The 22,883-nt window shown below is 72.3% G+C and carries 18 protein-coding genes and 3 pseudogenes; 13 read left to right on the forward strand and 8 right to left on the reverse strand.

All coding sequences use genetic code 11. The features are described from left to right. Window positions 1–81: 81 nt before the first annotated feature. The 3 genes from BG418_RS03495 (at window position 82) to BG418_RS03505 (ending at window position 3,217) form a co-directional block, all read left to right on the forward strand. The gene (locus BG418_RS03495; RefSeq protein WP_317453481.1) at window positions 82–1,041 is read left to right on the forward strand and encodes an Acg family FMN-binding oxidoreductase; all 960 of its coding nucleotides are present in this window, start codon (window positions 82–84) and stop codon (window positions 1,039–1,041) included. Between the two features lie 188 nt (window positions 1,042–1,229). Beyond that, window positions 1,230–2,072, forward strand: coding sequence for a universal stress protein (locus BG418_RS03500; RefSeq protein ID WP_188272135.1), 843 nt, complete (start codon window positions 1,230–1,232; stop codon window positions 2,070–2,072). 152 nt (window positions 2,073–2,224) lie between these two features. Next, on the forward strand, window positions 2,225–3,217 hold the full coding sequence (locus BG418_RS03505) for an Lrp/AsnC family transcriptional regulator (protein WP_188272136.1): 993 nt from the start codon (window positions 2,225–2,227) through the stop codon (window positions 3,215–3,217). A 14-nt stretch (window positions 3,218–3,231) separates the two neighbouring features. On the opposite strand, the gene BG418_RS03510 is transcribed toward BG418_RS03505, so the two are convergent. The 5 genes from BG418_RS03510 to BG418_RS03530 all read right to left on the reverse strand — a co-directional run bounded on the left by BG418_RS03510 (window position 3,232) and on the right by BG418_RS03530 (window position 7,605). After that, entirely contained in the window at window positions 3,232–4,545 is a 1,314-nt protein-coding gene (locus BG418_RS03510; protein WP_188272137.1) for a replication-associated recombination protein A, read from the reverse strand. A 54-nt stretch (window positions 4,546–4,599) separates the two neighbouring features. Continuing rightward, window positions 4,600–5,562, reverse strand: coding sequence for an alpha/beta hydrolase (locus tag BG418_RS03515; protein ID WP_188272138.1), 963 nt, complete (start codon window positions 5,560–5,562; stop codon window positions 4,600–4,602). A gap of 73 nt (window positions 5,563–5,635) precedes the next feature. Further along, the gene (locus tag BG418_RS41070; RefSeq protein ID WP_188272139.1) at window positions 5,636–6,076 is read right to left on the reverse strand and encodes a universal stress protein; all 441 of its coding nucleotides are present in this window, start codon (window positions 6,074–6,076) and stop codon (window positions 5,636–5,638) included. A gap of 167 nt (window positions 6,077–6,243) precedes the next feature. After that, on the reverse strand, window positions 6,244–6,525 hold the full coding sequence (locus BG418_RS03525) for an SHOCT domain-containing protein (protein ID WP_188272140.1): 282 nt from the start codon (window positions 6,523–6,525) through the stop codon (window positions 6,244–6,246). Window positions 6,526–6,903: 378 nt separating this feature from the next. Further along, window positions 6,904–7,605, reverse strand: coding sequence for a response regulator transcription factor (locus BG418_RS03530; RefSeq protein ID WP_188272141.1), 702 nt, complete (start codon window positions 7,603–7,605; stop codon window positions 6,904–6,906). 373 nt (window positions 7,606–7,978) lie between these two features. Between BG418_RS03530 and BG418_RS03535 the strand changes: the two are divergent. The 4 genes and pseudogenes from BG418_RS03535 to BG418_RS03550 form a co-directional block, all read left to right on the forward strand. Then, window positions 7,979–8,681, forward strand: a pseudogene (locus tag BG418_RS03535) (carbamate kinase); the annotation flags it as partial. 91 nt (window positions 8,682–8,772) lie between these two features. Then, a pseudogene (locus BG418_RS03540) lies at window positions 8,773–8,934 on the forward strand (pyruvate formate lyase family protein); the annotation flags it as partial. Between the two features lie 197 nt (window positions 8,935–9,131). Then, window positions 9,132–10,037 carry a universal stress protein gene (locus tag BG418_RS03545; RefSeq protein WP_188272142.1) on the forward strand — a complete coding sequence of 302 codons (906 nt, stop codon included), beginning with the start codon at window positions 9,132–9,134 and terminating at the stop codon, window positions 10,035–10,037. A 24-nt stretch (window positions 10,038–10,061) separates the two neighbouring features. Further along, complete coding sequence (locus BG418_RS03550) at window positions 10,062–10,949, forward strand: universal stress protein (RefSeq protein ID WP_188272143.1); 888 nt, start codon at window positions 10,062–10,064, stop codon at window positions 10,947–10,949. A gap of 17 nt (window positions 10,950–10,966) precedes the next feature. Here the strand turns inward: BG418_RS03550 and ppk2 are convergent, their stop codons facing one another. After that, complete coding sequence (ppk2, locus tag BG418_RS03555; protein ID WP_188272144.1) at window positions 10,967–11,770, reverse strand: polyphosphate kinase 2; 804 nt, start codon at window positions 11,768–11,770, stop codon at window positions 10,967–10,969. 49 nt (window positions 11,771–11,819) lie between these two features. Here ppk2 and BG418_RS03560 point away from each other — a divergent pair, with 49 nt between their 5' ends. Together BG418_RS03560 and BG418_RS03565 are read left to right on the forward strand one after the other, a co-directional pair. Continuing rightward, complete coding sequence (locus BG418_RS03560; RefSeq protein ID WP_188272145.1) at window positions 11,820–14,201, forward strand: phosphoketolase; 2,382 nt, start codon at window positions 11,820–11,822, stop codon at window positions 14,199–14,201. Window positions 14,202–14,349: 148 nt separating this feature from the next. Continuing rightward, on the forward strand, window positions 14,350–17,043 hold the full coding sequence (locus BG418_RS03565; RefSeq protein ID WP_188272146.1) for a bifunctional GNAT family N-acetyltransferase/acetate--CoA ligase family protein: 2,694 nt from the start codon (window positions 14,350–14,352) through the stop codon (window positions 17,041–17,043). Between the two features lie 398 nt (window positions 17,044–17,441). Here the strand turns inward: BG418_RS03565 and BG418_RS03570 are convergent, their stop codons facing one another. Continuing rightward, entirely contained in the window at window positions 17,442–17,834 is a 393-nt protein-coding gene (locus tag BG418_RS03570; RefSeq protein WP_188272147.1) for an STAS domain-containing protein, read from the reverse strand. A 234-nt stretch (window positions 17,835–18,068) separates the two neighbouring features. On the opposite strand from BG418_RS03570, the pseudogene BG418_RS03575 reads away from it, so the two are divergent. The 3 genes and pseudogenes from BG418_RS03575 to BG418_RS03585 all read left to right on the forward strand — a co-directional run. Then, a pseudogene (locus BG418_RS03575) lies at window positions 18,069–18,635 on the forward strand (alcohol dehydrogenase catalytic domain-containing protein); the annotation flags it as partial. An 89-nt stretch (window positions 18,636–18,724) separates the two neighbouring features. Further along, window positions 18,725–19,165 carry a pyridoxamine 5'-phosphate oxidase family protein gene (locus tag BG418_RS03580; protein WP_188272148.1) on the forward strand — a complete coding sequence of 147 codons (441 nt, stop codon included), beginning with the start codon at window positions 18,725–18,727 and terminating at the stop codon, window positions 19,163–19,165. Window positions 19,166–19,215: 50 nt separating this feature from the next. Further along, window positions 19,216–20,016, forward strand: a complete 801-nt coding sequence (locus tag BG418_RS03585) for a universal stress protein (protein WP_188272149.1) — start codon at window positions 19,216–19,218, stop codon at window positions 20,014–20,016. Between the two features lie 6 nt (window positions 20,017–20,022). Here BG418_RS03585 and BG418_RS03590 read toward each other — a convergent pair whose 3' ends face one another. Then, window positions 20,023–20,487, reverse strand: coding sequence for a pyridoxamine 5'-phosphate oxidase family protein (locus BG418_RS03590; RefSeq protein WP_188272150.1), 465 nt, complete (start codon window positions 20,485–20,487; stop codon window positions 20,023–20,025). 362 nt (window positions 20,488–20,849) lie between these two features. Here BG418_RS03590 and BG418_RS03595 point away from each other — a divergent pair, with 362 nt between their 5' ends. Then, on the forward strand, window positions 20,850–22,628 hold the full coding sequence (locus BG418_RS03595; protein WP_188272151.1) for a GAF domain-containing protein: 1,779 nt from the start codon (window positions 20,850–20,852) through the stop codon (window positions 22,626–22,628). Window positions 22,629–22,883 lie beyond the last annotated feature (255 nt).

Below are 22,883 nucleotides of genomic sequence, written 5' to 3' on the forward strand. Positions count from 1 at the left end.
CGTGGGCCGCAGGCGACGACTAACGCTGCCGGATCGGCGAGGGCGGAGGTCACAGTGAATTCCGTATGCGACACACAGACGGTGACGGCACTCGTGCGGGACGCCACGACCGCACCCTCCCTGCACAACGCCCAGCCCTGGGCGTTCGTCTTCCGCTCGGCGGACGGTGTGCTGGAACTGCACGCCGACCCGAGCCGGCAGCTGCCGTACGCGGACCCGAGCGGGCGGGCGCTGCACATCAGCTGCGGGGCGGCCCTGTTCACCCTGCGCGTGGCGATCGCCCACCGGGGGTGGGAGGCGGAGGTCGCGCTGCTGTCCGACCCTGCCCGGCCGGGCCTGCTCGCGACCGTGCGCCCGCGCCGGACCCCGCAAGCCGACACGGACCTGGACGACCTGCACCCGGCCGTGCACCGCAGGCACACGAGCCGCTACCCGTTCACCGAGACACGCGTCCCGCAGGAGATCCGGGACGCGCTCGCCGAGGCGGCGCACGCGGAAGGCGCCGTGCTGGTGGTGCCCGGGCCGTGGCACGTCCAGTCGGTGCTCTCACTCGTCGAGAACGCGCGATGGTACGACGCCGAGGACCCCGGCCGGGCCGCCGAGCTGGACCGGTGGACCCGGCTGGGCGGGGAGGCGGCGGACTCGGCCGTCGACGGCGTGCCCGCGTACGCCTTCGGCCCGGGTCGGAGGGTCGGCGGCGCCGGGGTCCGGGACTTCTCGGCCGGGCGGAGCGTGGCGGACCGGGGCACCGCCGACTTCGAGTCCGCTCCCCGGCTCGCCCTGCTCGGCACCGCCGACGACACGCCGATGGCCTGGCTGCGTTCGGGCCAGGCCCTGCAGCGCGTCCTGCTCCTCGCCACCCGCCACGATCTGGCGGTCGGGCTGAGCAGCCAGGCCCTGGAGCGCGGGGAGTTGCGGTGGGCCGCCCGCGATCCGCTCTCCGCGATGCAGCACGTCCAGATGGTCCTGCGGCTCGGTTACGGTCCGACGGGCCCGCGCAGTCCCCGGCGCGGTGTACGGGACGTGCTGACGGTTCGGTAGATGTGGTCCCGGTTCGGGCCGAACGGCCCCTCGTGCAGGGCCGGTTCGCCCCTGCCGGGTGCGGCCGGCCCGGTGGGAGTCTGCGCGGTGGGGCCATGGTGCCCCGCCCGGCGGACCCACGGATGTGAGCCCGTGCGGCCGACGCCCGCGCCCCGCCTGCCCGCCCATGGATCCACCGGAGGTCGATCATGGAATGCCATATCACCGCAGGCATCGACGGTTCGCGCGAGAGCCTGGACGCGGCCGACTGGGCGGCCCGCGAAGCGCTGCGCCGCGGCCTGCCGCTGCACCTCCTCCATGTGGACGACGAACCCGCCGGCCGTACGGGCCTGCCCGAACTGGACGCCCCGGGCGAGCGCGACCGTACGGCACCGGAGCGGGCGGCCGTCCAACTCGCCTACTGCCACCCCACCTTGGAGATCCATCCGGTCGCCGCGCTCGGTCCGCCTACGGCCACGCTCCTGGACGCGGCCGCGACTTCCGAGATCCTGGCCCTGGGCTCGCGCGGCTTCACCGGTCTCGCCGCGTTCCTCGTCGGCTCGGTCGCGCTGGAGGTGACCGCACGTGCCGCGTGCCCGGTCGTCCTCGTACGGGCCGGGGAGTGCCCGCAGGACGAGCGGCAGGGCGCGTCGGGCACCGGCGCCTACCGGCCTGTCGTCCTCGGCCTGGACCTGGACCACCCGTGCGACGACCTGCTCGCGTACGCCTTCGACGCGGCGGCCACCCGCCGGGCCCCGCTCCACGTCTGGCACACCTGGGCCGTTCCGCTGGTGCCGTCGGCGGACGCGGAGGACCCGGCGGCGGAGAAGGCCCACGCGCTGGCGGCGGTGCTGGCGCCCTGGCGGCGCAAGTTCCCCGAGACGGAGGTGGTCGAGCGCACGGTCCACGGCCGGGCCGGCCACCATCTCGTGATGGCCTCCACCGGTGCGAGTCTCCTGATCGTCGGCCGCCGCACCGACCGCCTCGGCCCGGTGGCCCACTCCGTGATCCACCATGTGCTGTGCCCGGTTGTGGTGGTGCCGCACGACTGAGGCCCGCGCGGATGCTCTTTATGGGCGGGCTCCACTTGCGCATGATTCCTCCTTCGGTTCGGGTAGGGGCGGTAGAAGCACTTGGGAAGTGCATCCGGATTTCCCGAGTCACGGTGTGATCCAGGCCGTATCCGACACAGAGGGGGAAATTCGTGTACGAAGCCGATGCTCTCGATGCGCTGGACCGCCGCCTTCTTCACGCTTTGGAGGTGGACGGGCGGGCGCCGTTCAACCGGATCGCGGAGGTGCTGGGCGTCTCGGACCAGACCGTCGCCCGCCGCTACCGCCGGCTGCGGGCCGAGCTCGGGCTGCGCGTGGTCGGCCTGCGGGACCCGCTGGTCCTCGGTCACGACCTGTGGATGCTTCGGCTGCGCTGCACCCCCGAGGGCGCCACGTCCATCTCCCAGGCGCTGGCCCGCCGCCCGGACACCGCCTGGATCGCGCTGGCCTCCGGAGGTACGGAGGTGGTCTGCATGGCCCACGCCCAGCGGCACGGCGACCACGAACTACTGCTCGGCAAGCTGCCGCGGACCCCGAACATCGTCGAGATCCGCGCCCACCAGGTGCTGCACCGCTTCCACGGCGGGCCGACCGGGTGGCCGGACCGGACCGGCGGGCTGACCCGCGAGGAGGCGCTCGCAGTCCGCTCGCCCCAACTCCCGGACCTGGACGCGGCATTGGAGGTGGGATCGGTCCGGCTGACCGAGCAGGACGAGGCTCTGATCGCCGCTCTGGAGACGGACGGGCGGGCCACCTACCCGGAGCTGGAGCGGGCGACCGGGCAGTCGGAGTCCGTGGTCAAGCGCAGGGTGGCCGCGCTGCTCGGCTCGGGGGCGGTGTACACCGACGCGGACTTCCCGCCGGAGGTCTTCGGCGAGCGGGTCTCGGCCCTGCTGTGGATCTCCGTGGCCCCGTCCGCGCTCGCCCGGGCGGGTCAGGAGCTGGCCGCACATACGCAGGTCGTCTTCGCCGCCGCCATCGAGGGCCCGTCCAACCTCGTCGCCAGCGTCCTGGCCACGGACGTCGCAGCGCTCTACGCCTACCTCAGCGGCCCCTTGGGCTCGCTGGAGGGTGTCCTGCACGTCGAGACGACGCTGTTCCTGAGCCGGATCAAGCAGCTCACCTATCAGGCCCCGCTCCGCTGAGCTGCCGCCGCACCTCAGCTGGCGTCGTTCCGGCGCTGTTCGCGCAGGGCGGCCCAGCGTTCCAGCCACTGGCGGACATGTGCCTCGTAGCCGTGGTGGGTGGGTTGGTAGAAGGCTTCTCGGTCCATGCCGTCGGGGAAGTAGTCTGCACCGGAGAAGCCGTTGGCGGCGTCGGGGTCGTACTGGTAGTTCTCGCCGTAACCGAGGTTCTTCATCAGCCCGGTGGGCGCGTTGAGGATGTGTGCCGGCGGCATGAGGGAGCCGGTCCGGCGGGCGAGCTCCTGGGCCGCGCCGAAGCCCCGGTACACCGAGACCGATTTGGGGGCGGTGGCCAGGTAGACGACGGCCTGCGCGATAGCCAGTTCACCATCGGGCGAGCCGAGCCGTTCGTAGACCTGCCAGGCGGCCAGGGCCTGTTGGACCGCCTGGGGGTCGGCCATGCCGATGTCCTCGGTGGCGAAGCGGGTGATGCGGCGGGCGATGTAGCGCGGGTCCTCACCGCCGTCCAGCATCCGGGCGAGCCAGTACAGGGCGGCGTCCGGATCGGAGCCGCGCATCGACTTGTGCAGGGCCGAGATCAGGTTGTAGTGGCTGTCCTGCTTCTTGTCGTACTGCGGTGCCCGTTTGTGGACCTGGGCGGTGAGCGCGGTGACGTCCAGCGACTCGGCGTCGTCGGGGAGCGATTGGAGCTGTTCGGCCATGTTGAGCAGGTAGCGGCCGTCGCCGTCCGCCATCGCCGTGAGCGCCTGGCGGGCGTCGGGGGTGAGGGGCAGTTCGCGTCCGGTGAGGTGTTCGGCGCGGGCGATCAGCGTGTTCAGGGCTGTGTCGTCGAGGCGTTTGAGGACGTAGACCTGGGAGCGGGACAGCAGTGCGCCGTTGAGCTCGAAACTCGGGTTCTCGGTCGTCGCCCCGACCAGGACGACCGTGCCGTCCTCGACGTACGGCAGGAAGCTGTCCTGCTGGGCGCGGTTGAAGCGGTGGATCTCGTCGACGAACAGCAGCGTCCCCTGACCGATCTCACGCCTGCGGGTCGCGGTCTGGAACACCCTTCTCAGGTCGGCGACGCCCGAGAAGGTCGCCGACAACGGCTCGAAGGCGAGCTGGGTCTGCTCGGCCAGGAGACGGGCGATCGTGGTTTTGCCGCAGCCGGGCGGACCCCACAGGACCATCGAGACCAGCCGTTCCTGGGCGATCATCCGACCGATCGGCGCGTCGGGTGCCAACAGGTGATCCTGGCCTACGACTTCACTCAGGCTGCGCGGGCGCAGTCGGTCCGCCAGCGGACGGGCCGACTCGTCCTCGAACAGGGAGGGGGCGTCGTGAACCATCAAGAAGTCCTTCGGAACGGGCAGTCGGTGGGTCAGGGGCCGCGTTCGGTCGGGTCACTGCGAGGGGGCGAACGCCTGCTTCAGCGCGGCCTTCAGCTCCTGGTCCACGCTGGCGGCCAGGCGGCCGGGCGCGACACCGATGCCGTGCGGCGCTCCGGGGTAGACGTGCAGCTCGGTGGGGACGGCGGCGCGCAGCAGCTGGTCGGCGTATTCGAGGGCCTCGTCGAGCAGCAGGTCCAGGGCGCCTACGGCGATGAACGTCGGCGGAAGGCCGGTCAGGTCCTTCGCGCGGGCCGCGACGGCGTACTCGGGCGCGGTCCTGCCGCCGGGCTTGTGGCCGAGCAGGCTCTCCCAGCCGAAGGTGTTGCTGGCCGGGGTCCAGATGTACTGCCCGGTGTGGGGGTTGAGGTCGGTGCGCGTCGCGGTGCGGTCATCGAGCATTCCGTACATCAGCACCTGCAGCCGGAGCGGCACCTGTCCCTGGTCGCGGGTGAACTGTGCCAGTGTCGCGGCGAGTCCGCCGCCCGCGCTCTCGCCGTAGACGGTGATCAGGTCGGGGTCGACGTTCAGCTCGTCGGCGTTGTCGTGCAGCCAGGTCAGCGCGGCGTAGCAGTCGTGGAGCGGGCCGGGGTGCGGGGTCTCGGGGGCGAGCCGGTAGTCGACCGAGGCCACGACGCAGCCGAGCTCGTCGGCGAACGCGTTGGCCAGCGCCTGGCACTGGCGGGCGTTGCCCATCACGTACCCGCCCGAGTGGATCATCAGGACGGCGGGCCGCGGGCTGTCGGCCCGGCCGCTGGGGCGGGTGAGGATGACGGAAACCTTCGGGTCATCCTCGAAGCCGGGCACCTGCCGGGTCTCGATCGTTACGTCCGCAGGCGTGGCGGCTTCCATCTCCCATAGGTTCTCCCGCGCCGCCTGCAGGTTCTCGGCCGTCACCTCGAAGGGCGGCATGGCGTCAAGCTGCGGCAGCAGCTCCGGGTCCACGAGATGACGCGTGGCGAAGGCTTCGGCCGACATGGTGTCTCTCCCTCGATCGCTACAGGATTTGCTGACAGAAGAGACATTACGGACGAAGTTCGAGGATGCTGAGTCAACGCACGCCATCTCGTCCGCATCCGACATGGGGAGAGCTATTGGTATCCGAAATCGACTCCGGCAGTCCCACCGGCGCACCACTCCACGCGAAGCGTGCGGAACACCCGCCGGACATCGCCCAGCACCTCCCGCAACGCCGCCGCTCATCGGCCCACCGGGTGCTCCGCACGGGCGGTCCCTCTGCCAGGGCGGCGCGTACGGCTCCGTCCGTCTGTGGGCCGAAGACCGCTCGTAGTGTCGAGATGAGCAACTGGGCGGCCTGGAAGCGCTGTTCGGCGGCCGTGGGGCGCGCCGAGGCGGGCGCGTAGGGGGCGTGGAGGGGTCCGACCGGTTCCCAGGCGGGCACGGCGACCACCTCCGCGTGCAGCGCACGTGCCTGCTGGGCGGCCCAGTGCTGTGCGGCCGTCGACGCCTCGGACCCGTCGACGCCCACCACGATGCCGCACTCGGTGGTGCTTCGTCATGGCATCCTCCAACCCTGGACGGCCTCTCGTTCCACGGTGGTCCGGGGTGGGTCGGCGGGACAGGGGCCGGTGGGCCCTTGCGGGCGCCGATCGGCCCCTCGCCCACAGCTCGGCACCGCTGGGGCCGAACCGCGCCTGATCAGCCCTTTTCGAGCCGGGGGCCGCCGTCGGCGCACAGGACGGCCAGGCGGCGCCGGTACTCGTCCTCGTCGATCTCGCCCCGGGCGAACCGTTCGGCGAGGACCTGCTCAGGGGCGGGCCGGGACGGTGGGCTGCTTGTCGTCGCCCCGGTGCCGGCCGATCGGGACAGGGCCCGGAACAGCAGTACGCCGAGGGTGACCAGTGCCGCCCAGAAGAGGATCATCCCGCCTGACATGGCGAACCAGCCCCATCCACCAGGGTCGTGGCCGTACGGGTGCATCGCCGTCACCTCGATGTGCTCAAGTGCCGACTTCGATGTCGATCGCAGGAGGTTCGTGCTGCGTGTTGTGGACGGTGCAGTGCGAGGCGACCGCGAGCATGGCCGCCAGGCGCTGTGCGGACGCCCGGGCGGCGCGACGATGACCAGGCGTACGGACGCGACGCGGGCCGGACGGTCCGCGGCCATGGTGAACTCGGTACGGACCCGCAGTCCGGCTCGTGGCAGCCCGCGGCGTTGGAGGTAGCGGCCCGCGTAGAAGGCGACGCAGGTGAAACGGGACCGTCCGGCCCTGAGAGCCTGTCTTTGAACCCCCGCCTGCGCCCCGACGCCCGGCAGACAGGCTCTCATCGTGGCCGCGTCGCCCGGCGGACGCCGCCGTCACGCCGTCGGGCGTTCGCCCGTCTCGGACTGTTCCAGCTGGGAGGCGAGGACCGCGGCCTGGACCCGGCGCTGCACGCCCAGCTTGGCCAGCAGCCGGGAGATGTGGTTCTTGACGGTCTTCTCCGACAGATAGAGCTTCTTGCCGATTTCGCGGTTGGTCAGCCCGTCGCCGATCAGCGCGAGGATGTCCCTCTCACGCGGTGACAGGCTCGCGAGCTCGGACGGTACGGCGGGGCTCTGCGCGGGGTCCGCTCGCAGTGAGCGCATCAGCCGGGCCGTGGTGGCGGGGTCCAGCATCGACTGGCCCGAGGCCACCGTGCGTACCGCCGAGACCAGGTCGGATCCCTTGATCTGTTTGAGGACGTATCCGGCCGCGCCCGCCATGATCGCGTCGAGCAGGGCCTCCTCGTCGTCGAACGAGGTCAGCATCAGACACGCCAGCTCCGGCATCTGGCTGCGCAGCTCCCGGCAGACCGCGATGCCGTTGCCGTCCGGCAGCCGTACGTCCAGGACGGCGACATCGGGGCGCAGCGCCGGGCCGCGCGCGAGCGCGTGGTCGACGGTGCCGGCGTCGCCGACCACCGTGATGTCCGGCTCGGCGTCGAGCAGGTCGGCCAGGCCACGGCGGACGACCTCGTGGTCGTCCAGCAGAAACACCCGGATCGGGTTCTGCTCGGTGAAAGTACGTGGCTCCGACATGGCGACCCCTCGTTCCCCGGCGGCGGACAGACTGCGGGCTGCCCTTGACGCCGATCATCACGCGTCGGGACCGAATGCACTAGGGCCGACAGGCCCAACTCGCCCAGGCTGATCCGGAACGGATGGTCGTGGCGCCGGTCGCCGGCCCGACGGTCGGACCGGGACCTTCGGGGACCTCCGCGGGCCCGTACGGCCGGTAGCCCTGATCCGGCATGGCGCAGAAGCATCGTTCGCGGATCTGCACATCCCCCTTGGCGTGTACAAGGAGCACAGCCATGTCCAGAACCGCGACGCGTGGCGACCGAGCGGCGCCCAAGGCGGCGCTCGGTCTGCCCCGCCGCCTCCGCGCTGGTGATCGGCAGCATCATCACATCTGCTCGGTGCCCAGACCCAGGGCGTCATCGGCCCCCTGCTGGCCTGCACGCTGCACAATGCCCTGCCCGGCCGCCGCATCGCGACCCTGGTCACCCACACCCTCGTCAGGGCCGACGACCCGGCAATCGTACGGCCCACCAAGTTCGTCGGCCAGGCCTACCCGCGCGACATCGCCAACTCCCTCGCCCGCGAACGTGGCTGGCACATCGCGCGGGACACCACCGGCTGGCGCCGCGTCGTCCCCTCCCCGGTGCCGGAGCGGATCCTGGAGTGCGACACCGTCCACGAGTTGCTGAACAGCGGGGCGTTGGTGATCTGTGCGGGTGGCGGGGGCGTCCCCGTGACCGCCGACCCCGGCACCGGCGCCCTGACGGGCATCGAGGCGGTCGTCGACAAGGACCTCACCGCCGCCCTGCTCGCCGAGGACGTGAAGGCCGACTTCCTGCTCGTCCTCACCGACGTCCCGTGTGTGTACGCGGACTACGGGACCCCACGCTCAACAGCCGCTCCTCGACGCCAGCCCCGCCGAGCGGCGCCGCGATGGCTACCCCGACGGCTCCATGGGGCCCAAGGCCGAGGCCGCCGCCCGGTTCGTGGAGCGGACCGGAGGGCTCGCCGCGATCGGGGCGCTGGACGCCACGTACGAGATCGTGCACGTCAGGTCGGGCACGCTGATCCGCCCGGATCTCACGACCGGTTGACGAGCGCGGGCGGGGGCCGGGACAGGCCGTCCGGCCCTCGGACCGAGGCCGGACGGTACACCCGGGTGCGCTGTCCGGCCCACCCCGCGACGACCGCGAACTGATCGTCGGCCTGCAGACCGACGCCCCGCTGAAGCGCGCGATCATGCCGACGGGCGGTCTGCGCATGGTGGAGAACGGACTCAAGGCGTACGGCTACGAGCCCGACCCGTACGTCACCAAGGTCTTCGGGACCTACCGCAAGACCCACAGCCTTCCCGCTCCGCGACCACCCGGTTCCCGACCCCGCCCTCACCGAGGACGTCCGCGAACGCTTCAGGGACTACGGCGTTCCGGCCTACTGACCGCCGAGGCCGGTCGGCCCCGATTCGGGACCAGTGGTCCCTGCCCGGGGATCGCCCCGCCGACGACGCTGGAAGCGGAACCCCCGAGCTCCAGGAGGTAGCGATCATGCTGGCCACCGTCACCGTAGGCCTCGACGGTTCGCCGGAGAGCCGGGCCGCCGCGGAGTGGGCGGCCCGCGAGGCGAAGCTGCGCGGCCTGCCGCTGAAGATCGTCCATGTGCGGGAGCCGGCACCGGACCCCCTGGCGCAGGCGCCTCTGCTGGGAGCCGAGACCGAGCAGCACTGGACCGAACAGATCCCGGGCGAAGCCGCCGACGGACTCCGGCTGCGTCACCCCGGCGTCGAGGTGAGCAGTGAGCAGCTGTCCGGCCGCCCCGGCGAGGTGCTCGCCGAAGCGGCGAACTCCGCTGAACTCCTCGTCCTCGGCTCACGCGGCCTGGGAGGAATCGGCGGCTTCGTGGTCGGCTCCGTAGGCCTGAGCGCCGTGGCCCGTGCCGGGCGGCCCGTGGTGCTGGTCAGGGCGGGGGAGCAGGCCGCCGACGAGCACGAGATGGACCCGGCGGGAGTTCCCAGCGCCGCGGCGCCCTTCCGGCCCGTCGTCCTCGGCCTGGACACCGACCACGCCGACGACACGCTGATCGAGTTCGCCTTCGACGCGGCCGGACGCCGCGCCACGTCCCTGCACGTCGTGCACGGCTGGTTCCCGCCGCCGTACTACGCGTACGGGATGCCGGCGAGTCCGCCCCTGTACGAAGCACTCGCCCTGAGCCACTCGGCGGCCCTGGCCGACGTGCTGCGCCCCTGGCGACAGAAGTTCCCGGACGTCGAGGTCGTCGAGGAGTCCCGCTACGGCAGCGCGGCGGAGGTCCTGCTCGACGCCTCGCGGCCGGCCTCCCTCGTGGTCGTCGGCCGACGTGTCCGTCGCGACCCGTTCGGCGCCCACATCGGCCACGTCACGCACGCCGTACTGCACCACTCCACCGCCCCCGTCGCCGTGGTCCCCCACGGCTGACCCGTCCCCGAGGAGGCGAGCCCCATGAAGGAAGAGGTCGTACGCGCAGAGGGCGAGCACCCCCTCGTCGTCGGAGTGGACGGCTCCGAGCCCAGTCTGCGGGCCGTCGACTGGGCGGCCGACGAGGCAGCCCTGCGCCGGGTGCCGCTCCGGCTGGTGTACGCCTCCCTCTGGGAGTGGTACGAGAGCGCCGCGCTCGCGGAGGATCTGGGAAAGCATTCCGAGCAGGTCATGGCCGAGGACATCGTGCGGACCGCCGCACAGCGGGCCCGCCTGCGCCAGGCCGGCGTCAGCACCTCCGCCGACGTGGTGGCCGAGGAACCCGAGTACGCGCTCGTCCGCGAGGGCCGCTACGCCACCGCGCTGGTGCTCGGCACCCGCGGTCGCGGCGGCATCGCCGAGATGCTGCTCGGGTCGGTCAGCCTGACCGTGGCCGCCCACGCGGACTGCCCGGTGATCGTGGTGCGCGGCAGCCACGACGACCGCAGGCACGGTCGCGTGGTCGTGGGCATCGGCGAGAAGAAGACGGATTCCGCCGCGCTGCGCTTCGCCGTCCAGGAGGCGAGGCTCCGCGACGCGACCCTGGACGTCGTACGGGCCTGGCGGCGGCCGGCCCACGAGAGCATCGCCCACCCCCTGTTCTCCGGCGGACCCGCACGGCTGCACGAAGAGCAGGCCGCCGACGTCCTGGAACAGGCGCTCAAGGACGCGCCGACGGACGTGGACCTGCACCGGCGCACGGTGGAGGGCCCGGCCCGCAGGGTGCTCCTGGCCGCCTCGCACGAGGCCGACCTGCTGGTGGTCGGCGCCCGGCGCGCCCCGCAACAGATCGGACTCCAGCTGGGGAGCGTCGCCCACGGAGTGCTGCACCACGCCGCCTGCCCGGTCGCCGTCGTACCCGAGCGGCTGTGAGGGCGGTGGCCGACTGTTCAGAGGTGCGCCGTGTGGTCGGGGACGTAGTGCTGCAGATTGCGCGGCGGGCGCTCGTAGCCGGTCGACGGCGGCCGCTGCGGCAGCCGCAGCACCTGCGGCGCGGCCTCCTCGTACGGGACGGAGGCCAGCAGGTGGGCGATGGTGTTCAGGCGCGCCCGCCGCTTGTCGTCGCTCTCCACGACGTACCAGGGCGCCTCGCGGATGTCGGTGTGGACCAGCATGTCGTCCTTGGCCCGGGAGTAGGTCTCCCAGCGGGTGATCGACTCCAGGTCCATGTGGGAGAGCTTCCAGCGCCGCAGCGGATCCTCCAGCCGGCGCCGGAAACGGTCCTGCTGCTCGGTGTCGCTCACCGAGAACCAGTACTTGCGCAGCAGGATCCCGTCCTCGACCAGCATCCGCTCGAAGATCGGGCACTGCCGCAGGAAGCGCTGGTACTCCTCCTGCGTGCAGAAGCCCATGACGTGTTCGACCCCGGCCCGGTTGTACCAGGACCGGTCGAACAGCACGATCTCCCCGGCGGCCGGCAGATGCTCGACATACCGCTGGAAGTACCACTGGGTGCGCTCGCGCTCGGTCGGCTTGGGCAGCGCCACGATCCGTGCCACACGCGGGTTGAGGTGCTCGGCCACCCGCTTGATCGTGCCGCCCTTGCCGGCCGCGTCCCGCCCCTCGAAGACCACCACAAGGCGGGCACCGGTCGCCCGCACCCACTCCTGCAGCTTCACCAACTCCGTCTGCAGGCGCAGCAGTTCCCGCTCGTACGCCTTGCGCGGCAGCGCCGCCGTGTTCTTGCCGGCCATGCCGCCTCCACCGCCCGATGACCTACCGACGACTTCTGGAGTCCCACCCATGTCCAAGGTCGAACACCAGGACGCCACCGTACTTTCCGACGACGAACTGCGCACCCTGGACGCGCACTGGCGCGCCGCCAACTACCTTGCGGCGGGCCAGATCTATCTGATGGCCAACCCGCTGCTCACCGACCCCCTGAAGCCCGAGCACATCAAACCCCGGCTGCTGGGCCACTGGGGCACCTCGCCCGGCCTGAACCTCGTGTACACCCACCTCAACCGGGTGATCACGGCGCGCGGGCTCGACGCGCTGTGCGTGTGGGGGCCGGGCCACGGCGGGCCGGCCGTGCTGGCCAACTCCTGGCTGGAGGGCAGCTACAGCGAGACCTATCCGGACGTGCCGCGCGACGGCGAGGGCATGGCCCGGCTGTTCCGGCAGTTCTCCTTCCCCGGCGGCGTGCCCAGCCATGTGGCACCCGAGACGCCCGGCTCGATCCACGAGGGCGGTGAACTCGGCTACTCGCTCTCCCACGCGTACGGGGCCGCGTTCGACAACCCCGGCCTGCTGGTCGCCTGTGTGATCGGCGACGGCGAGGCCGAGACCGGACCGCTGGCCGCCGCCTGGCACTCCAACAAGTTCCTCGACCCCGTGCACGACGGCGCGGTGCTGCCGATCCTGCACCTCAACGGCTACAAGATCGCCAATCCGACCGTGCTCTCCCGTATTCCGGAGGCCGAACTCGACGCGCTGCTGCGGGGATACGGGCACGAGCCGATCCATGTCAGCGGCGACGACCCGGTCCAGGTGCACCGGGCGATGGCCCGCGCCCTGGACGACGCGCTGGACAGCATCGCGCTGATGCAGCGGACCGCCCGTGAGGACGGTGTCACCGAGCGCGTGCACTGGCCGATGATCGTGTTGCGTACGCCCAAGGGCTGGACCGGTCCCGCCGAGGTCGACGGCGAACCCGTAGAGGGAACCTGGCGCACCCACCAGGTCCCGCTCGCCAACGTACGCGAAGACCCGGACCATCTGCGGCAGTTGGAGAGCTGGCTGCGCTCGTACCGGCCCGAGGAGCTCTTCGGACCGGACGGACGGCCCCTCGCCGACGTGCTCGCCTGTGTCCCCGCCGGTGCCCAGCGGCTCGGCGCCACCCCGCACGCCAACGGCGGACTCCTCGTCCGGGACCTGCCGATCGCCTCGCTCGACGACTTCGCCGTGCCCGTCGACAAGCCGGGCACGACCCTGCACGAGCCCACCCGCGTCCTCGGCGACCTGCTCGCCCAGGTGATGAAGGACACCGGCGGACGCCGGGACTTCCGGCTGGTCGGGCCCGACGAGACCGCCTCCAACCGGCTCCAGGCCGTCTTCGGCGTCAGCGGCAAGGCCTGGCAGGCCCAGCACCTGCCGGTCGACGAACACCTCGAACAGCACGGCCGGGTGCTGGAGATCCTGTCGGAACACACCTGCCAGGGCTGGCTGGAGGGGTATCTGCTGACCGGCCGGCACGGCCTGTTCTCCTGCTACGAGGCGTTCGTGCACATCGTCGACTCGATGGTGGCCCAGCACATCAAGTGGCTCAGGACATCGCGCGAGTTGCCGTGGCGCGCCCCGATCGCCTCTCTGAACTACCTGCTGACCTCGCACGTCTGGCGCCAGGACCACAACGGCTTCTCCCACCAGGACCCCGGCTTCGTCGACCACGTACTCAACAAGAGCCCCGAGGTCGTACGGGTCTATCTGCCGCCGGACGCCAACACGCTGCTGTCGGTGGCCGACCACGTCCTGCGCAGCCGCGACTACGTCAACGTCGTCGTGGCGGGCAAGCAGCCCTGCTTCGACTGGCTGTCCATCGACGACGCCCGCGCCCACTGCGCCCGTGGAGCCGGGATCTGGGAGTGGGCGGGCACGGAGAACGGCGGCGAACCGGACGTCGTCCTGGCCTGCGCCGGCGACGTGCCCACCCAGGAGGTGCTGGCCGCCGCGCAGCTGCTGCGCCGAAACCTCCCCGACCTCGCCGTGCGGGTGGTCAACGTCGTCGACATGACCCGGCTCCTGCCGCGCGAGGAACACCCGCACGGGATGAGCGACTTCGAGTACGACGGCCTCTTCACCCGGGACAAGCCGGTGGTCTTCGCCTACCACGGCTACCCGTGGCTGATCCACCGCCTCGCCTACCGGCGTACCGGCCACAAGAACCTGCACGTACGCGGCTACAAGGAGTCCGGTACCACGACCACGCCCTTCGACATGGTCGTACGCAACGACCTGGACCGCTACCGCCTGGTCATGGACGTCATCGACCGCGTCCCCGGCCTTGCCGTGCGCGCCGCCGCCGTACGCCAGCGGATGGCCGACGCCCGCACCCACCACCACGCCTGGATCCGCGAGCACGGCACGGACCTGCCGGAGATCGCGGAGTGGAGCTGGGACGCCTGACCGCCCTTCCTGCGCGTTCGGCCGGCCCTGACCCGGTCGGCCGTGCCAGGAGGGCCGACCGGCCCCGTTCGGCCTCCGCGCGGCCCATGGGAGCGTTCCTCGCCCCGATGGACGATCGACGTATCGACAACCATGGAGGCGACCTGTGATGACGGACGATCTGCTGGACCGCCCCCCGGTCCACGCGCTGCTCGCGGACGGCACCACCGTGTGCATCCGTTCCGTCCTGCCGGGCGACCACGCCCAGTTGCAAGGGTTCTACGAGGAGATGTCCCCGGAGAACCTGCGTCTGCGGTTCTTCGCGGCGAGCCGGAGTTCGGCGGCGATGGCCGCCGACCGGGCCTGTGCCCCGGTCCGCCCGGGCTACCGGGCCCTGCTGGCCGAGGCGGACGGCCGGGTGATCGGCCTCGCCGAGTACGACACCGGCGGGGGCGAGGACGGCGCGGAGATCTCCATCGCCGTCGCCGACGGCCTGCACCACCGGGGCGTGGGCACCCTGCTCGTCGAACACCTGGTCTCGGCGGCGCGGGCGGAGGGCATCACCACCTTCACGGCCGACGCGCTCAGTGAGAACCACGAGGTGCTCCGCCTCTTCGCCGACCTCGGACTGCGCACCTCCCGCCGCTTCGAGGGCCCCGAGGTGCGGTGGACCGCCCACCTCGACCAGGACGACACCTACCTGTCGGCCGTCGAGGCCCGGGGCCGGTCCGCCGACGTGGCCAGCCTGCTGCCGCTGCTGCGACCGTCCGTGGTCGCCGTCGTCGGCGCCGGCCGCAAGCCCGGCTCGGTGGGCCGGGCGATCCTCCACCACCTGCACACGGGCGGCTTCACCCGACGCCTGTTCGCGGTGAACCCCAGCGCCAGCTCGGTGCTCGGGGTGCCCTCTTACCCGTCCGTCGCTGGCCTGCCCACGACCCCGGATCTCGTGATCGTGGCCGTACCGGCCGCCATGGTCCCGGCGGTTGCCGAGGAGTGCGGCAAGGCCGGGGTGCGCGCGCTCGTCGCCGTCACCGCCGGGCTCGACCACACCCAGGCCCGGTCCCTGCTGAGCGCATGCCGCACGTACGGCATGCGGCTGGTGGGACCCAACTGCCTGGGCATCTCGAACACCGAACCGGGACTGAGCCTCGACGCGACCTTCGCCGCCGGGCACCCGCGCCCAGGGACGGCCGGTGTCGCGGTGCAGTCCGGCGGGGTCGGCATCGCGCTGCTCGACGGCCTGTCCCGGCTGGGCATCGGCGTCTCGTCCTTCGCGTCCCTCGGCGACAAGTACGACGTCAGCGGCAACGACATGCTCCAGTGGTGGGAGAGCGACGGCCGTACCGACCTCGCCCTGCTGCACCTGGAGTCCTTCGGCAACCCGCGCGCCTTCTCCCGCACCGCCCGGCGGGTGACACGCCGCATCCCGGTGCTGACCGTCGACGCTGGCCGTACGGAGGCGGGCCGCAAGGCGGCCGCCTCGCACACGGCGGCCGCCGCGACCCGCACCATGACCCGTGGCGCGCTGTTCACCCAGGCCGGCATCACCGCGACCCGTTCCGTCGGCGAACTCCTGGAAACCGCGGCGCTGTTGCACTCCCAGCCCCTTCCGCAAGGAGCCCGCGTCGCGGTCGTCACCAACGCGGGCGGAGCCGGTGTGCTCACCGCCGACGCCTGCGCGGAGGCGGGGCTGACCCTTCCCCCGTTCACCGCCTCGACGGTGGACGAACTGCTCGGTGTGCTGCCCGACGGCGCCGCGATCGGCAACCCGGTCGACGCCACCGCCGCGGTGTCCGAGGAACAGCTGACGGAGTGCGTCAACCGTCTCACCCGGTGCCCCGGCATCGACGCCGTCGTGGTGTCCCTCGTGCCGACAGCGCTCGCCGAGGCCACCGGCGACGACCTCGTGCGCGCCCTCACCGGGGCGCCCGGACGCCGGGCGCGGCCCGTGCTCGCCGTACGCCTGGAACAGGACCTGCCCGTCCGGCTGCTGCCCGCCGCCGACAGCGGCACGATCCCCTCCTACGCCGAACCGCAGGCGGCGGCCCGCGCGTTGGCGCACGCCGCCGAGCGGGCCGCCTGGCTCGCCCGGCTGCCCGGCGTTGTCCCCGACCTCGACGGCATCGAGACCGAACGAGCCCGTACGGTCGTGGCGGACTACCTCGCCGCGCACCCCGACGGGGGCTGGCTCGACCCGCGCACCTGCGCCGACCTGCTGGCCTGCTACGGCATCCCGCAGATCCCGTGGGCCTGGGCCGAGACCGAGGACGCCGCCGCCCTCGCCGCCGACCGGCTGCACGGCTTCGACGGCCGGGTGGTCATGAAGGCCCACTGGCCCGGCCTTCTGCACAAGTCCCAGCAGCACGCGGTCCATCTGGATCTGCGCGGCGACTCCCAGGTGCGGGCCGCGTTCCGCGACCTGGAGACCCGCTTCGCGGGGCTGATGACCGGCGCGGTCCTGCAACCGCTGGCCGGCCGCGGCACCGAGTTGTTCGCGGGCGTCGTCCAGGACGAGGTCTTCGGCCCGCTCGTCCTGTTCGGGCTCGGCGGTACGGCCACCGAGGTACTGGCCGACCACGCGGCCCGCCTGGCCCCGCTCACCGACCGCGATGTGCACGAGCTGATCACGTCACCGCGGTGCGCCCCGCTGCTGCTCGGCGCGAACGGCAGCCCCTGCGCCGACCTCGGAGAACTGGAACGCCTGCTCCTCGGGCTGTCCCGGATGGCGGCGGACCTGCCGCAACTCGCCGAGGCCGACTTCAACCCGGTCCTGGCGACGCCGGGCGGCGTCACCGTGCTGGATGCGCGGGTCCGCCTGCTGCCGCGCCGCGCCCGGGACCCGTACCTGCGCCGGCTGCGCTGAGGGGGGAACGGGCTGCCGCGCGGCGCCGCCGGGGGCCCCTCGGGGCCAACCGCACTGCTGGGCAGGGCCGTTCAGCCCTGGCGGCGCCGGGCTCGCCCGGACCCCGGCGCAGGTCCCTCGACCCCTGCCGGTGGCGAGCCGAGGGCGCCCATGCTCATGGGGACAGTACGAGCCGTCCGACGCCCCTGTGCGGGGAGGGCACTATGGAGAACACATCCTTCGACGCGCCGTCGAGTGGGGGGAGCTGCGGGCCGCACTGCTCAGCGCCGACAGCGCCGCCCGTCCCTAACTGCTCATGCGCCTCGGATACGGCCCGGAGGGCCCGGCCACCCCTCGCCGCGCGGCGGACGGTGTGCTGCGGCAGGCCGTCGGTGCAGGGGATCGGCCATCGTACTGACTCAGCCGACCGAAGCGGAGGCGAGGTCGGCGACCGATGCGTCGGCCGCGTCCTCGGGCCACCGTGGGTGGATGTCGAAGACGCCGGTCAGGTCGGTGCAGCGGAGGATCCGCAGGAAAAGGGTGCTGTCGGTGACCAGTCGCAGGCGGCCGTGCCGGGCCTGTGCACGGTTGTGTGCCCGGCACAACATGCCCAGTCCGGCGCAGTCTATGAAGGACACGGGACGGAGGTCGAGCACCAGATCGGGGCGCGGAGCGGCGGTCAGTGCGTCCAGGCGTGCCGTGAGCGGCGGTGCCGTCAGGATGTCGATCTCGCCTTGCAGGGTCACGACGGTCGCCGCGCCGATGACGCGTTGCGCGCGGTACTGCGTGGACCTCGTGTGGTTGTCGGCCATGAGCAGAGCAAAGCGGTGCCGACCGGGTCCGCGGAAGGGCTGTTCGGTCCCTGTCGAGCGGGTCCGACAGGGACCGGCGCGGACTGGGAGCCGCCGGTTGAGGGCCCGTACGGCAGGCGAAGGGGCCGGACGGCCCAAGCGAAGCGGACGGCTGCCGGACAGGCTGGATCCGTGGGGCGGTCCCGGCACGCGAACGGTGGCCCTCGACTCGGACAAAGGACGGTGAAGAGCATCATGAAAGGCTTCGCCTTCCACGGCCCCGGGCAGTCCGCCTGGGAGGAGGCCCCGGACCCCGCCGTCAAGGAGCCCACCGACGCCGTCGTGCCCGTGGGTGCCGTCACGATCCGCGGCACGGACCTGCACATCCTCAAGGGCGACGTGCCCGAGGTGCTCCCGGGTACGGTCCTGGGCCACGAGGCCGTCGGCGAGATCGTGGAGGTCGGCGGCGACGTGCGGACCGTACGGCCGGGCGACCGCGTGCTGGTCTCCTGCATCAGCGCCTGCGGGCGCTGCCGCTACTGCCGTGAGAGCGCCTACGGCCAGTGCCGGGGCGGGGGCGGCTGGATCCTCGGCCACCTCGTCGACGGCGCCCAGGCCGAGTACGTCCGCGTCCCGTTCGCCGACCTGTCCTTGCACGCGCTGCCCAGCGCGGTGCAGAGCAAGGACGCCGTACTGCTGGCGGACATCTTCCCGACCTCGTACGAAGTGGGCGTGCTCAACGGGAACGTCCGCCCGGGCGACGCCGTCGCCGTAGAGGAGGCGTACGACGTCTTCGCCCGGGCCGCCGACACCGGCGCGCTCAAGGTGGTGCTCGGCAGGCGGTCGCACGACGACGTCGCCGTCCCGGCGGCCTGAGGCCCCGCACGGTCAGGTGAGAGACGAGAGGGCAGATGTACGCCAACGACGGATTCCGTGAACTCGACCGGCAGGAGTGCCTGCGCCTGCTGGCCAAGGTGCCGACGGGGCGCATTGTGTACACGCGACAGGCGCTGCCCGCCGTGCTGCCGGTCAACTTCTGCCTGGACGGCGACGGCGCGGTGCTGCTGACGACGTCGGCCTTCTCGCAACTGGTGAGCGCGATCGACGGAGCGGTGGTCGCCTTCGAGGCCGACGAGGTGGACGCCGCCGCCCACTCCGGCTGGAGCGTCGTCGTCACCGGCGAAGCCACTGTGGTGACCGACCCCGCCGAGCACGCGAGGCTCCTGCGGGCCGGACCGCGCTCCTGGGCGTCGGCGCCGCACGAGGTCTTCGTACGTATCGAACCGGAGCTGGTCACCGGGCGCGGACTGGCCGACGGCCGCAGCCTGTACGGCGTTCCCTTCGCTCCCTGACGTCCGATCACCAAGTTCACCGTTCACCGACAGAAGGGGGAGTTACGGCTATGACATCCCAGCACGTAGTCGTCGGAGTGGACGGCTCACTGGTCTCCGTACGGGCGTTGGACTGGGCGGCGGTGGAGGCCGTACGGCGCGGTGTCGTGCTGCGCGTGGTGTACGCGGTCGCCGACCGCGACGAGGCCGCGCCGGTGCTGCGCTCCGCCGCCTCGCGGGTACGGCAGCGGCAGCCGGGTCTGCGGGTGGTGACCGTCGCGGTGCAAGGCGGTGCGGTGCACGCGTTGGCGTGCGCGAGCGCGGACGCGGTGGTGACCGTCGTGGGGACACGGGGCCTGGGCTCCGTGATGGGCGCGGCGCTCGGCTCGGTGAGTCCACGGCTGGCCGCGCTCGCCCGGGGCCCGCTCCTGGTCGTACGCGGGGACCCCCCGTGCGACGACGGACGGGACGTGGTGCTCGGCCTGGCGGACGGCACCGCCGCTGCGGCGTACGCCTTCCAGGAGGCCGAGCGGCGCGGTGCGCGGCTTCGCGTCCTGCACTCCTGGAGCCACCGGTATGTCGCCCCCGAACCGCCTTCCCGCGTGCTGGTACGCAGCGGGGGCCGGGCGGGGGAGGCGGTACCGGGCCACGTGCTCACTCGCCTGCGCGAGCGGCACCCCGATGTCGTGGTCGAGACCCATACGGTCCGCACCGCTCCCGCGGACGCCCTGCTGGCGGCGACCGGGGAGGCCGCCGTGGTCGTCATCGGCGCCCACCGCCGTACGAGCGCGTCAGGCGCGCGCCCGGGCCCGCTCACCCGCACACTGCTGCGCCGCGCGCACTGTCCCGTGGCCGTCGTGCCGCACGGCTGACGCGGTTCAGGCGAACGGGGGCGGATCGCGGTCGGTGAGGCGGACTCCGGTGACCAGATCGGGGTGGATGCGGACGGCGTGGTCCATCTTCTGCGATCCCCAGGGGCGCAACAGCGCCCGGTAGCGGGCCAGTTCCACCGGGTCGGTCACCAGCTGGGCATAGCCCGTGACGACCACGCTCCAGCCGAGATGGGTGTCGGGGTCGATGTCGTCGGCCTCGTAGGCGACGACGGCCCCCTCGCCCCCGGTCTGCCGCGTGTACCGAGCGAGCGCGGCGTCACCGTGGGTGCGGATGACGATGTCGCCGTCGACCAGGACGTGGTTGACCGGGCGGACGGTCGGCAGCGCGTGCCGGGTGAAGACGATCCGTCCCAAGGACACGCCGGCAAGCAGCCGCAGCGACACGTCGGTGTCCAACTGGACACTCCTGTACGTCTCCGGGCCGTTCGTCAGGTCGTCGTCACCGGTCATGGCAAGGTTCCGTGGGGTCGGGTCACTCACAAGTCCTCTGTCTCCCGCAGGCCACGCTCGGGCCCCGGCCCGGACATTCGAACCGCGCGGCAACCCCGTGCGCCAGGGCTGTTCGGCCTCGGCCGGCGAGCCCTTCCTCACGGATGCCCGCGTGAACGGGAGCGGCACCGCGGGGGATCGGCGCCGCTCCTGCTGCCACTGTCGCTCGGTCCACGCGGTTCCCGTAGGTGCCGAAGGTCCCTGCCGCGGGGCCGGACGTCCCTCGCACCCCGGGTGGGATATCGAGGGTGCACCCGTCCTGACGGGAGTGGGGCCTTTCTGTATTCGCTGACGCCCCCCGCGACGGGCCATTACGGTGGCACATGACAGGACCGGCGGCGGTCCGTGCGTTGAGGGGACCTGGAGGAACGCAGGTGGAAAGCCCCGACGAAGCTCGCGTACGGCTGCCTCAGCTGAGGCTGGACGAGCTGCTGGAGGAACTGCAGGCCCGTCTGGACGCGGCCCGCGGTACTCGCGACCGGGTGCACAGCCTGCTGGAGGCGGTGCTGTCGGTCGGCCGCGAGCTCGATCTGGAGCAGGCGCTGCGCAGCATCGTGGAGGCCGCGGCGGTGCTCGTCGACGCGGAGTACGCGGCGCTCGGTGTGATCGGACCGGACGGCAGGCGGCTGTCCGCCTTCCACACGGTGGGGGTCAGCGAGGAGCAGATCGCGCGGATCGGCCCGTACCCGGAGGGCCACGGCATCCTCGGCGAGCTGATCCACCACCCCGAGCCACTGCGGCTGGCGAAGATCTCCGAGCACCCGTCCTCGTACGGATTCCCGGCCCACCACCCGCCGATGAACACCTTCCTCGGGGTGCCCATCCGGGTGCGCGACCAGGTCTTCGGCAACCTGTACCTGACCGAGAAGCGCGGCGGCGCCCAGTTCGACGAGGAGGACGTCTCGGTCACGCTCACGCTCGCCGTGGCGGCCGGAGTCGCGATCGACAACGCCCGTCTGTACGAGGAGTCACGGCTGCGCGAGCGCTGGCTGCAGGTGAACGCGGAGATCACGCATCGCCTGATGTCCGGCGATGCGCGCGGCGAGGTCCTCGGCCTGATCGCCCAGCGGGCAGGCGAGATCACCGGATCGGCCCTGGCGGCGGTCGCGCTGCCCATGACGGACACCGCCTCGCTCGCCGTGGAGATCGCCGTCGGGATGGACGCCGAGGCGCACCGGGGGCTCGTCCTGCCCATGGACCGCAGCCTGATGGGGCTGGCCTTCTCCAGCGCCGCCCCGGTCACCAGCGCGGACGTCAGCCACGACGAACGGGTCTCCCCGGAGCCGCCGCGCTTCGGCGGGCTCGGCCCTTCCGTGGCCGTGCCCATCGGCACGGGCGACGCGGGTGTGCGAGGCGTGGTCCTGCTGGCGCGCAAGGCCGGTCGGCCGGTGTTCACGGCCACCGAGACCGAGACCTTGCAGGCGTTCGCCGCGCAGGCTGCCATCGCGATGGAGCTGGCGGAGCGCCGCCAGGACGCCGAGGAGGTCGCGGTGCTCAAGGACCGCGACCGTATCGCGCGGGACCTGCACGATCTGGCGATCCAGCGGCTGTTCGCCACCGGGATGACGCTGCAGAGCGCCGGGCGCTTCATCGAGCACGAGGAGGCCGCCGAGCGGGTGGCGCGCGCGGTCGACGACCTGGACGAGACCATCAAGATCATCAGGTCGACGATCTTCGGGCTGCGCACCCGCGAGGGCGCCGGGGAGGCGGGTCTGCGCGCTCGGGCCGTACGGGTGGTCGGGGAGGCGGCGCCGGTGCTTGGCTTCGCGCCCAGCGTGCGGATGGAGGGTCTGCTGGACACCGACGTACCGAAGGAGATCGCCGATCACGTGGTGGCGGTGCTCTCCGAATCCCTGACCAACATCGCCCGGCACGCCGGTGCGTCGCGGACCGACGTGGTCCTGGCCACTGACGGGCGGGAGGTACGGCTGTCGGTCACCGACAACGGTGTGGGCATCCCGGCCGACGGCCGCCGCAGCGGGCTGCGCAACCTGGCGGAGCGGGCCGAGCACCTGGGCGGCCGACTGGAGTTGGGCGCGGCCGAGGGTGGTGGCGCGGCGCTGATGTGGTGGGTGCCGTTGGGGAAACCGAAGGGCGCGTGACCGGGACTGACGACCTGTTGAGTCCGCCGGGCGCTGAACTCGGCCAGGGTGGTGGAGGGTTGAGTGCGGTGCGGAGATCGTCCTCCCGTGGTCCACGGCCCGCGCACCCCCATATCGGTGAAGAACAGGGCCCGGGTCGCCACCGCGGTCGGCAGGAGCAGCCCCAGCGCGTACGAGCCGTAGGCGCCGTACAGCGAACCCATCGCCAACGGTGCGGCGCCAGCAGGGCCACGAAGGCGAAGGCCGCGCCGCTGT

The sequence above is a fragment of the Streptomyces sp. CBMA152 genome (genome assembly GCF_014596475.1).
Taxonomy (GTDB): Bacteria; Actinomycetota; Actinomycetes; order Streptomycetales; family Streptomycetaceae; genus Streptomyces.

Coding starts and splice junctions, on each gene's coding strand:
- BG418_RS03545 (WP_188272142.1), top strand. CDS start 9,132: ATGCTGGCCACCGTCACCGTAGGCCTCGACGGTTCGCCGGAGAGCCGG.
- BG418_RS03530 (WP_188272141.1), bottom strand. CDS start 7,605: ATGTCGGAGCCACGTACTTTCACCGAGCAGAACCCGATCCGGGTGTTT.
- BG418_RS03595 (WP_188272151.1), top strand. CDS start 20,850: ATGACAGGACCGGCGGCGGTCCGTGCGTTGAGGGGACCTGGAGGAACG.
- BG418_RS03525 (WP_188272140.1), bottom strand. CDS start 6,525: ATGCACCCGTACGGCCACGACCCTGGTGGATGGGGCTGGTTCGCCATG.
- ppk2 (WP_188272144.1), bottom strand. CDS start 11,770: ATGGCCGGCAAGAACACGGCGGCGCTGCCGCGCAAGGCGTACGAGCGG.
- BG418_RS03550 (WP_188272143.1), top strand. CDS start 10,062: ATGAAGGAAGAGGTCGTACGCGCAGAGGGCGAGCACCCCCTCGTCGTC.
- BG418_RS03510 (WP_188272137.1), bottom strand. CDS start 4,545: ATGGTTCACGACGCCCCCTCCCTGTTCGAGGACGAGTCGGCCCGTCCG.
- BG418_RS03500 (WP_188272135.1), top strand. CDS start 1,230: ATGGAATGCCATATCACCGCAGGCATCGACGGTTCGCGCGAGAGCCTG.
- BG418_RS03580 (WP_188272148.1), top strand. CDS start 18,725: ATGTACGCCAACGACGGATTCCGTGAACTCGACCGGCAGGAGTGCCTG.
- BG418_RS03585 (WP_188272149.1), top strand. CDS start 19,216: ATGACATCCCAGCACGTAGTCGTCGGAGTGGACGGCTCACTGGTCTCC.
- BG418_RS03515 (WP_188272138.1), bottom strand. CDS start 5,562: ATGTCGGCCGAAGCCTTCGCCACGCGTCATCTCGTGGACCCGGAGCTG.
- BG418_RS03590 (WP_188272150.1), bottom strand. CDS start 20,487: ATGACCGGTGACGACGACCTGACGAACGGCCCGGAGACGTACAGGAGT.
- BG418_RS03560 (WP_188272145.1), top strand. CDS start 11,820: ATGTCCAAGGTCGAACACCAGGACGCCACCGTACTTTCCGACGACGAA.
- BG418_RS03570 (WP_188272147.1), bottom strand. CDS start 17,834: ATGGCCGACAACCACACGAGGTCCACGCAGTACCGCGCGCAACGCGTC.
- BG418_RS03565 (WP_188272146.1), top strand. CDS start 14,350: ATGACGGACGATCTGCTGGACCGCCCCCCGGTCCACGCGCTGCTCGCG.